This window comes from Cupriavidus sp. 96C5-1 (assembly GCF_057798855.1).
The window spans coordinates 90,841-102,625 of sequence record NZ_JBYOJU010000037.1; the positions used below are offsets into that span (position 1 = coordinate 90,841).

Annotated in this window: 2 protein-coding genes; one reads left to right on the forward strand and one right to left on the reverse strand. The window is 68.8% G+C overall.

All coding sequences use genetic code 11. The features are described from left to right. Positions 1-2 precede the first annotated feature (2 nt). Positions 3-884 (reverse strand): AraC family transcriptional regulator, encoded by an 882-nt coding sequence (locus AC3FOF_RS31990; protein ID WP_488728864.1) that lies wholly within the window; start codon positions 882-884, stop codon positions 3-5. A 132-nt stretch (positions 885-1,016) separates the two neighbouring features. Here AC3FOF_RS31990 and AC3FOF_RS31995 point away from each other — a divergent pair. Further along, the coding region (locus AC3FOF_RS31995) for an amino acid adenylation domain-containing protein (RefSeq protein ID WP_488728865.1) at positions 1,017-11,785 on the forward strand (10,769 nt) is incomplete at its 3' end.

Here is an 11,785-nt window from a genome sequence, read left to right on the forward strand (position 1 = left end):
GATCAATCGGTGCGCCGCCGGACTTCGCTGGGCAGCACGCCAAACGCCTTGCGGAACGCCGCGCTGAAATGGCTGACATTGCTGTAACCCAACGCCGCCGCGGTATCCGAGACATTGCTGCAATTGAGCAGCTTGCGCGCCTCGGCCATGCGGGCCTGCTGATACAGCGCGTAGACGCTGGTGCCGAACAGCAGGCGAAAGCCCCGCTTCAGCTTCATGGCATTGAGGCCGACCGTGCGCGCCAGTTCGGCGATGGTCGGCGCTTGCGCCAGATCGGCCAACAAGCATTCGCGTGCGCACAGCAGTGCTTCGCGTTCACGCCGTGGCAAGGGGCAAGCCGTGCTGTCGCAGCAACCTGCATCCAGTTGCCAGGCCAAGGCTTCCAGGGCAACCGCCTCTAACAGCAAGCCGCCACGCCGACCTGTCGCCATCAGCCGCGCCAGTCGCGCAGCCGCTTCGCGCGCGGCCAGGCAAGCCGGCGCCGCGTGCAGGCAACCGCCGTGGCAGATCTCGTCGTTGAGACGCACATCGCCCGCCAGGCTGGCCAGACGCTCGGGCGTCACCATGATCTCGACATTGCAGAACCCCGCCGACAACTGCATCTCGAAATGCTGGCCAGGTGCGTAGGCCACCACCGCTTGCCCGCTGCCGACATCGAACCGACGTCCGGCGGCCGTTCCTGTCGCGGTGCCGCGCAGCCAATAGCTGAAGTGCACCCGATCGCTATCGTTATCGACCGCAGTACGGCAAGCCTGAGCGCCTCCTTGCACCAGGTACAGGGCAATGCCGCCGCCCCCGTCCGCGTATTGGGCACGCGGCCCGCAGTCATCGCCGGGCGGATTCGCGCCGCGGTCGAACAATTCCGACGCTTTCATATTGCGCATGCCATTTCCTCCCGAAAAAAATCCCGATCCGAGTACGCGCCGTACCGATTCGGGCATTCCTCACGCACGAGCCACTTTATAAATACGAATGATTCGCATTCTAATCCAAACGTAGCGCCAAAAGGAAACGCCATGAATCCATCGGCTCCACCACACCTGGCCCTTGCCGCCATGGCCCAGCACGCCCCAGACCGCATTGCGTTGCGCTATCTGGGTCGCGCCGCCGAACCCAGGATCTGGCGCTATGGCGAACTCGATCATGAGATCCGGGCGCTGGCAGCGCGCATGACCGAGCGCTTGCAGCCCGGCGACCGGGTCTTGCTGCTGATGCCCGGCGAGCCGGCCTTCATCATCGGTTTTTTCGCCACACTATGGCTGGGCGCGATCCCCGTGCCGGTCAATCTGCCTGCAGCCGCCCAGTTCAATCGAGTGCGCGACCGCCTGACGCCGCTGGTCGCCGACTGCCAGCCCGCGCTGGCGCTGGTGAGCAACGCCGTCGCCGCCGTCATTGCCGCCCACGGCGGCATCGCCGTGCCAACGCTGGTCGCCGATGCGAGCGCGCCCACGGATACGCACAGGGAGATCGCGCCCGTCGGCGCCAGCGGCGACATCTGCTATCTGCAATATTCCTCCGGTTCGACGGGGCAGCCCAAAGGCGTGATCAACACCTTCGCCAGCCTGGCGGCGCAGTTCGAGATTCTGCGCGCCATGCGCGCCGACGACAGCGCCATCCACTACGCCAGTTGGCTGCCCCTCTATCACGATATGGGCATGGTCGCCGCCACCCTGCTGCCGCTAAGCACAGGCGGGTGCTGCACCTATATGCTGCCGCAAACCTTCGCCGCCGATCCGGCCTGTTGGTTGCAGGCGGTCTCGGACTACCGTGCCAACTGGATCTCCGGTCCCGACTTCGCTTTTGTCCGCTCGATCGATGCCTTTGCCAACCCCGCAGCGCTCGATCTGTCCTGCCTGCGGCGCGCCGTCAACGGCGCCGAGCCCATTCGCGCCGCCACCATGGAGCGCTTTGCCGCCCACTTCGCAGCGGCCGGCTTCGATGCCCAAGCCCTGACGCCCGCCTATGGCATGGCCGAGGCCGGCCTGTGCATTACCAGCAGCCGGCAAGGCTGGGTCAGCCGGCGCTTCGACAGCGCGGCCCTGGCGAGCGGCGTGGCGCTCCCGAACCCGACCGCCGGTGGCACGACTCTGGTATCCAGCGGCGATCAGCTTGCCAGTTGGCAACTTGTCATCGTCGATCCCGAGCGCTGCGAAGCGCTGGCGCCGAATCGGGTCGGCGAAATCTGGGTGCATGGCCCCAGCGCCGCCGCCGGCTACTGGCATCGCCCCGAGGAAAGCGGGGCCAGCTTCAATGCGCGACTTGCCACGCCCGGCGCCGCTTCGGAAATGGCCTATCTGCGCACCGGCGACCTGGGCTTCCTGCACGAGGGGCAACTGTACGTCGTCGGTCGCCTGAAAGATCTGATCATCGTGCACGGCGCCAACCACGCGCCCAACGATATCGAACACCTGCTCGAGCGCGAGCTCAGCGACGTTGCCATCGGCAGCGCATGCGCTACTCAGCTGGCGTCAGGCGACGTGGTCGCCATCATCGAGGTCGAACGGCGCCTCGCGAGCGCAAGGCGACGCGCACTCGCCGCCGCAGTAGCTGACACCGTGTTCGAGCAGACGGGACTGGCGCTGGCCGATGTCGCCCTGGTGCCGCGTGGCGCGCTGCTGCGCACCAGCAGCGGCAAGCTGCGGCGCCAGGCGTGCGGCCAGGCCCTTGAGCGCGGCGAAATGCGCAGCCTTGATCCGCCACACGCCACCCCCGCTCACGCCGCAGCCCTGACTGACGATGGCATGCACACGCTGTTTTCCAAACTGCACGACAGTCTGGCGGCGTTGCTCGGCCGCGGCCCGCTTCCGGCCGACAGCGGCTTTGCCGCCCTCGGCCTCGATTCGCTACGGGCAGTGCAATGGCAGCAAATCCTGCAGGCCACGTTAGACCGGCCAGTGCCGCTGGCGCTGCTCTATCGTCACAGTTCGCTGATGCGCCTCAGCCAGGCGCTGACCGCCGCCAGCAACGACACGCCCCCGGAGGCCACCACCGCAGTCAGCCTGCCAATGCACGCCGAACCGATCGCGATCATCGGCGTCGGTCTGCGCATGCCACCCGACCACCAGGACTTCGATGGCTTTGCCGACTGGCTGTTGCAGTCGCGCAGCGCAGTTCGCGCCGCCCCGCCGCAGCGCCACGTGGACGGTGTCGGACTCGATGCGGTGGCGGCTTATCTGGACGATGTCGACGGCTTCGACGCTGAATTCTTCGCGATGCGCGTGGCCGAGGCCGAGGCGACCGATCCGCAGCAGCGGCTAGTCCTGGAAACCGCATGGCGAGCGCTGGAGCATGGCGGCATTCCCCTGTCCCGCATCGGCGGACGCGCCGTCGGCATCTTCGTCGGCCAGGGGAGCAACGACTACAGCACCCTGCCACTGCGCTGCGGCAGGCCGGACTGGGCGCGCGCCTGGTACGCCCTGGGCAACAGCATGAGTTCCAGCGCCGGGCGCGCTGCGTGGTTCCTCGGCACCCAGGGCCCGGCGATGGTCATCGATACGGCCTGCTCATCGTCGCTGGTGGCCATCGATGCCGCCTGCCGCCACCTGCGCGACGGCAGTTGCGAAATGGCGCTGGCGGGTGGCGTCAACCTGGCCTTGTCGCCACTGGTCCAAGCCTCATTGCAGGCGGCCGGCATGCTGTCACCGCATGGCCGCTGCGCCACCTTCAGCGCCGACGCCGACGGTTATGTCCGTGGAGAGGGCGCCATCATGCTGCTGCTCAAGCCGCAGTCTGCCGCGCAGCGCGATGGCGACCGGATATTGGCATTGATCCGCAGCAGCGCGGTGATGCAGGATGGCGCCAGCAGCGGTCTGACCGTACCGAATCCGGCCGCGCAAGGCGCGCTGTTGCGCCGCGCCTGGCACGCGGCCGGCCTGCCCGCCGATGGCAGCGCGCTGGATGCGATCGAATTACATGGCACCGGCACGCCGATTGGCGACCTGCTCGAATACCATGCCTTAGCCGATGCCTGCCCGGCGCCACGCGCCGCGCCGCTCTTGCTCGGCTCAATCAAGAGCCAGGTGGGTCATCTGGAAGCGGCGGCCGGCGCCGCTGGCGTGCTGCGCGCCCTGGTGGCGCTGCGCAGCGGCCGCTGGCCCGGTAGTCCGACTTTGAGCGAACAGCCTGCAGCGTTGGCGGATGGACGACTGCCCTACATCTTCGACCGGGCCTCACACGCTTTGCCCTCGGCGCAGCGCCCGCATGTCATCGGCGTCAGCTCCTTCGGCTTCAATGGCACCATCGCCCATCTGGTACTCGCCTCCGCCCCTGAGCAGCCGACGCCGTCAGCAACGCGATGGCACGGCAACCTGCCACTGGCTGCGGCCAGCGCCGATGCCCTGCAGGCCATCGCCCGGCAACTGACCGAGCGGTTGGAGGCGAACTACGCGGATGCAGCGGCCTTGCTGAACGCCTGGCGCAGCCGCGGCAATCACCATTGGCCGTGGCGTGCCGTGGCCACCGCCGATACACCGCAGGCGATGGCGCAGGCACTGCGCGCCATCGTTGCCCAGCGTTGTCCGCCTCGCCCATCCGCCGGAAGCGCCGCCGAAGGCGAATCGGACCGCATACGCCGCTTCCTCGCCGGCGAGGCCGTCGATTGGGCTGCAGCAGATGCGCTTCCCGCGCCGCACCGCGATCTCCCCGCGCATCCATTCCAGCGTCGACGGCATTGGTATCCCGTCCAAGCCCAAGCGGAATCGGTGGCGGTCGGCGGCGGCACGAGCGACTTCTCGCTCAATGGCCTGCGCCAAACCGTGGCCCGTTGCTTGGGCGTGGCGGCCGACGCCATCGATGACAACGTCGATCTGTTCTCGCTTGGCCTCGAATCGCTGCAACTGATGGACTGGGTCGATCTGTGGCGCAGTCAAGGACGTCACGTCAGCCTGCCCGACCTGATGCACAATGCCACACTCGCCGGCTGGCATGCCTTGCTGCAGGCGGCTGCCAGCACCGCCGAGACGCTGCAGCCCGCCGCGCCGATAGCGCACGTGGCGGCCGGAGACAATCAGGATGAGACCGCCGCCTTCCCGCTCACCGCGGTGCAGCACGCCTATCTGGTAGGGCGCGCTTCGACGCTGCCGTTGTCAGGCGTGTCCTGCCACGTCTATGCCGAAATTGCCGGTGACGGACTGGACCCGCAGCGCCTGGAAACCGCCGTGCGCTTGCTGATCGCGCGCCACGGCATGCTGCGCGCGCGCTTCGGCGACGACGGCACGCAGCGGATCGACCACTACGACCGCTGGCCGGGACTCACCGTGCACGACTGGCGTCAACATGACGACCAGGCCCAGAGCGAGGCCCTGCACACCTTGCGCGCGGCGCTATCGCATCGCCTGTTCGATCTGGCGCGGGAACCGGGCTTCGACTTCCAGTTGGCCCAATTGGCCAGTGGCGGCCACCGCCTGTTCGTCAACATCGACATGTTGATCGCCGACGCGCTCAGCATCGAGATACTGCTGCGCGAGCTGGCTCTCGCCTACCGCGATCCCCACGCACTCGCACCGGCGCCGCGCTACAGCTTCCGCCGCTACCTGGCCGACCAGCTCCCGATCGCACTGGCCGCCAGGTCCACCGCGCGCGACTACTGGATGGCATGTCTCGACGACTTGCCCGCCCCGCCCAGCCTGCCGTTGGCGGCCGACCCCGCCAGTCTCTCCCAGCCGCGCTTCACGCGCCGCACGGCGCGTCTGAAGCAAGCCGATTGGGCGGCTCTACGCGAGGCGGCGCGGCGCGCCGGCGTCACGCCAACCATGACGCTGCTGACCAGCTTTGCCAGCATACTGGCGGCATGGTCCAACCAGCCCAGGTTATTGGTCAATGTGCCGCTTTTCAACCGCCAACGCGGCCACGCCGACACGCCTGGCCTGATCGCGGACTTCACCACGCTGCTGGCGCTGGCCGTCGAACTGTCTCCCGGGCGTAATCACGGCGAGCAGATCCGCGCCGTCCAGCAACGCTTTCTGGAGGATAGCGAACACCGCGCCTTCTCCGGCATCGAAGTTATCCGTGAGAAGGCCCGGCGCGAGCCCGGCTTCCTGGCGCCGGTGGTCTTTACCGGCAACTTGGGGCGCGACTTCCTCGGCAGCGAGGTGCGCACCACGCTCGGCCAGCATGACTGGGGCTTGTCGCAAACGCCGCAGGTGTGGCTGGACCATCAGGTGCACGAGCAAGACGGCGAACTGGTCTGGAACTGGGACGCGGTCGAGGCGCTGTTCCCGCCCGGCGTGCTCGACGCCATGTTCGCCGCCTACCATGCGCTGCTGCTGCGCCTGGCACGCGACGACGCGGCCTGGCACGCGCCGCTGCCGCCGCTGCTGCCGGACACGCAGCGCGCCGTGCGCGAACGCGTCAACGCCACCGCCAAGCCGCTGCCCGACGGCCTGCTGCATGCGCCGTTCTTTGCGCAGGCGCACCGGCAACCCGACGCCATCGCCCTGCTCGGCCCCGACGGCCAGCTCAGCTACGGCGCGCTGGCGCTGCACGCGCGCCGGGGCGCCCAGGCCCTGCTGGCCACTGGCGTGCAGGCCGGCGACCCGGTCGGCGTCTGCCTGCCGCGCGGCTTCGCCCAGATCACCGCCGTGCTGGCCTGCCTGGCCGCTGGCGCCGTCTACGTGCCCATCGCCTGCGACCACCCGCCGCCGCGCCGTCACGCCATCGCGCGCAACGCCGGCATTCAACGGATAGTCTCCACGCTGGACGATTGGCCGGCATCGATAGGCCGGCTCACGCCCGAAGCGCTCGCCGCAGCGCCGCCGCTGGAGACCCTCGCATCGCGCCAGCCCGACGACCTCGCCTACCTCATCTTCACCTCCGGCTCCACCGGCGAGCCCAAGGGCGTCGAGATCAGCCACCGCGCCGCCCTCAACACCGTGCTCGACATCAATGCGCGCTTTGCGGTCACCCCCAATGACCGTGGCCTGGCGCTGTCGGCGCTGCACTTCGACCTGTCCGTCTACGACATCTTCGGCCTGCTCGCCGCCGGCGGCTCGCTGGTGCTGATCGACGAGGGCCACACCCGCGAACCGCAGCAGTGGCTGCAGGCCGCGATGACCCATCAGGTCACGCTGTGGAACAGCGTGCCGGCCCTGCTCGACATGCTGCTCACCCATCTCGAGGCCTGCGCCGTCGAAGCCCCCGCCTTGCGCCTGGTGCTGCTGTCCGGCGACTGGATCGGCCTGGACCTGCCAGCACGGCTGGCTGCCGTCTGCGGCGCCGCCCAGCTCATCTCCCTGGGCGGCGCCACCGAAGCGGCGATCTGGTCCAATACCCATGTCGTCACCGAAGTGCCGGCGCACTGGAAGTCGATCCCCTACGGCCGGCCGCTGGCCAACCAGCGCTTCCGGGTAGTCGACGCCTGGGGCCACGACTGCCCCGACTTTGTCGCCGGCGAACTGTGGATCGGCGGCGCCGGCGTCGCGCGCGGCTACCGCAACGAACCCGAGCGCTCCGCCCTGCGCTTCCCGCTCGACGCCGAAGGCCAGCGCTGGTACCGCACCGGCGACCTGGGTCGCTACTGGCCAGACGGCACGCTTGAATTCCTCGGCCGCGACGACCTGCAGGTCAAGATCGGCGGCCACCGCATCGAGTTGGGTGAGATCGACGCCGCGCTCAAGCGTGATGCCACCGTCGCCGATGCGATCACCGTCGCCATCGGTGACCGACAACGGCGCCAGTTGGCGGCCTTGGTTGTGCCTAAGCCTCAGCTAGCCGTCGCAACCGCGCCAGCCGACCACAAGCGCGCCACTGCCATCAGCGCGGCATGCGAGCGCCTGGCAAACCAGGATCGCGATGCCAGCGCGCAGCGCAGCGACGACGAAGCCGTGCTGGCCGAACGCTTGCTAAGCCGCCTGTGGCAGGCCCTGGATGCGTCAGGCAGGCAAGGCGTCGATGCGCGCTATGGCGCCCTGCTGCAACAGTGGTTGCGCTGGCTTGCCGCCCGCAAGGTAGTCGATGCCGACGGCCGTCCCGGTCTGCGCTGGCAACAGGCTATCGCCGCCGCGCTGAACGAAGGGGTGCAGGAAGACTCGGTGTATCTGCCTCTGGCCCGCGATCTCCTTGCGCGCCAACCCGAATGGCTGGACATCCTTGCCGGGCGCGAATCGCCGCTGGCCTGGCTGGACGACCCAATGCTGGCGCCGGAACAACTCGTCGACGCCAAGCCCACGGTCAATACGGCCCTGGCCGCGATGGCAGCCGAACTCGCGACGCTGCGCCAAACGCTGGAGCGCCCCTTGCGCATCGTCGACTTCGGCGGCCGCAGCGGACTCAGCGCGCAGCGCCTGCTGACCCTGCTGTCGCCCGGCGACGTGCACTACACCCTGCTCGACACCTCGCCCGCCCTGCTCGAACAGGCGCGGCACCGCGCCGCGGCGCTCGGCCACCACATCGCCACTCACCCCATCCGCCACCCGCTGCTCGCCGATCTGGCGCCGCATCAGACCGACCTGGTGATCGCCAACAACAGCCTGCACCGCGAAGCATGGGTCGACGACGGGTTGGCCCAGGTGCGCTGGCTGCTGGCCCCCGGCGGCGCGCTGTGGGCGCTTGAAACGGAACGCTATTCCCCGCTGGGATGGCTGACGGTAGCGATCTTGAATGCCGTCGCCGCGCCGGCCGATGGCCGCGACGCACCGCTACTGGCAGCCGCGGACTGGTCGCACCGGCTAACTGCCGTCGGCCTGTCTCGCGTCCGTCATCAGCATGATGGGGACACACTCCTGCTCACCGCCTGCCAACCGGGCGCCTTGGCATCCTGGGACGCGCATGCCTGCCGTGCCCGGCTACCCGGGCAGTTGCCCGCCTATATGGTGCCGACGCTGTTGCCGGCCGTAACGCGCATCCCGTTGTCGCCCAATGGCAAGGTCGACCGCAATGCCATCCAGGCCCTGCTCGAGCAGGGCTATCAGGCAGACGACACCGCCTTCCAAATGCCACATCCCGGCGCGGAAGCCGAGATGGCGGCGCACTGGGCCAGCTTGCTGAAGTCATCGTCGATAGGCCGCCAGGCCAACTTCTTCCAGTTGGGCGGCGACAGTCTGCTGGCAACGCGCCTGATCGCTCGGCTACGCGGCGAAGGCTATGCCGAGCTAGCCTTGGCGACCTTGTTCGCGCAACCAACGTTGGCCGGATTCGTCGCGGCGTTGCCGCAGCGCGGCGCGCAAGCCAACCGAATCGAAGCGCTGGTCCCGCTGATCTCAGACACGCGCAGCCGCCACGACGCCTTTCCGTTGACAGAAGTACAACAAGCCTACCTGCTTGGTCGACACCAGGATTTCGCGCTGGGCGGCGTCGCCACGCACTACTACACCGAATTCGAGTGCGAGACGATTGACGGCCCTCGGCTGGAAGCCGCGCTCACTCGACTGATATCGCGCCACGACATGCTGCGCGCGGTATTTGATGGCGAGACCCAGCGCGTGCTGCCCGAGGTGCCGCGGCTGGCTATCCCTTGCGATGCGGCGCCGGGCGCCTTTGCCCGGCTGCGCGCCGGCATGGCGCAGCAGGTGCGCCCGGCCGATCGCTGGCCCTTGTTCGACCTGCGCCTTGCCCGTGAGCATGGCCGCAGCCGCCTTGGCGTCAGTCTGGACAACCTGACGCTGGACGGCTTGTCGATGCAGATCTTCGTCGCCGAATTGGCGCAGTTGTATCGCGACCCCGACACCAAGCTGCCGGAGATCGGCATCAGCTTCCGTGACTATCTGCTCGCCGCGAGGGTACCTGATGCAGCCGTGCTGGAGCGCGCTCGCCAGCACTGGCGTGCGCGCCTGCAGGCGTTGCCGCCGGCGCCGCAATTGCCATTGGCCGCCGATCCGCATACCGTCGCACCGCGCTTTGCCCGACGCAGCGAGCGTCTTGACGCCAGTGCTTGGCACGACTTGCAAGAGAAGGCTCGCAGCCACAACCTGACGCCATCGACCGTGCTGCTGTCCGCCTATGGCGCCGTGCTCGGCGCCTGGAGCCGGCAGCGCGCGCTGACCTTGCATCTGACCTTATTCGATCGCGCCGCCGTGCATCCGCACATCCATCGCGTGCTAGGCGACTTCACTTCGCTGCTGCTGGTCGCTTGCTGCCCCGAACCCGGCTTATCCTGGCTTGCCAATACTCAGGCACTGCAGCAACGGCTGTGGGAAGACCTGGATCATCGCGCCGTATCAGCCATCTCGATGCTGCGCGAGCTGGCAACCCAGCACGGCGAAACCGTCGCCATGCCGGTGGTCTTCACCGGCGCGCTCGGCGTGGATGCCGAACTGCAACAGGCCGATCTGGACGTCTTGGGCCAACCGATATGGGGCTTGTCGCAGACGCCGCAGGTGTGGCTGGACCATCAGGTGCACGAGCAAGACGGCGCGCTGGTCTGGAACTGGGACGCGGTCGAGGCGCTGTTCCCGCCCGGCGTGCTCGACGCCATGTTCGCCGCCTACCATGCGCTGCTGCTGCGCCTGGCCCGCGACGACGCGGCCTGGCACGCGCCGCTGCCGCCGCTGCTGCCGGACACGCAGCGCGCCGTGCGCGAACGCGTCAACGCCACCGCCAAGCCGCTGCCCGACGGCCTGCTGCATGCGCCGTTCTTTGCGCAGGCGCACCGGCAACCCGACGCCATCGCCCTGCTCGGCCCCGACGGCCAGCTCAGCTACGGCGCGCTGGCGCTGCACGCGCGCCGGGGCGCCCAGGCCCTGCTGGCCACTGGCGTGCAGGCCGGCGACCCGGTCGGCGTCTGCCTGCCGCGCGGCTTCGCCCAGATCACCGCCGTGCTGGCCTGCCTGGCCGCTGGCGCCGTCTACGTGCCCATCGCCTGCGACCACCCGCCGCCGCGCCGTCACGCCATCGCGCGCAACGCCGGCATTCAACGGATAGTCTCCACGCTGGACGATTGGCCGGCATCGATAGGCCGGCTCACGCCCGAAGCGCTCGCCGCAGCGCCGCCGCTGGAGACCCTCGCATCGCGCCAGCCCGACGACCTCGCCTACCTCATCTTCACCTCCGGCTCCACCGGCGAGCCCAAGGGCGTCGAGATCAGCCACCGCGCCGCCCTCAACACCGTGCTCGACATCAATGCGCGCTTTGCGGTCACCCCCAATGACCGTGGCCTGGCGCTGTCGGCGCTGCACTTCGACCTGTCCGTCTACGACATCTTCGGCCTGCTCGCCGCCGGCGGCTCGCTGGTGCTGATCGACGAGGGCCACACCCGCGAACCGCAGCAGTGGCTGCAGGCCGCGATGACCCATCAGGTCACGCTGTGGAACAGCGTGCCGGCCCTGCTCGACATGCTGCTCACCCATCTCGAGGCCTGCGCCGTCGAAGCCCCCGCCTTGCGCCTGGTGCTGCTGTCCGGCGACTGGATCGGCCTGGACCTGCCAGCACGGCTGGCTGCCGTCTGCGGCGCCGCCCAGCTCATCTCCCTGGGCGGCGCCACCGAAGCGGCGATCTGGTCCAATACCCATGTCGTCACCGAAGTGCCGGCGCACTGGAAGTCGATCCCCTACGGCCGGCCGCTGGCCAACCAGCGCTTCCGGGTAGTCGACGCCTGGGGCCACGACTGCCCCGACTTTGTCGCCGGCGAACTGTGGATCGGCGGCGCCGGCGTCGCGCGCGGCTACCGCAACGAACCCGAGCGCTCCGCCCTGCGCTTCCCGCTCGACGCCGAAGGCCAGCGCTGGTACCGCACCGGCGACCTGGGTCGCTACTGGCCAGACGGCACGCTTGAATTCCTCGGCCGCGACGACCTGCAGGTCAAGATCGGCGGCCACCGCATCGAGTTGGGTGAGATCGACGCCGCGCTCAAGCG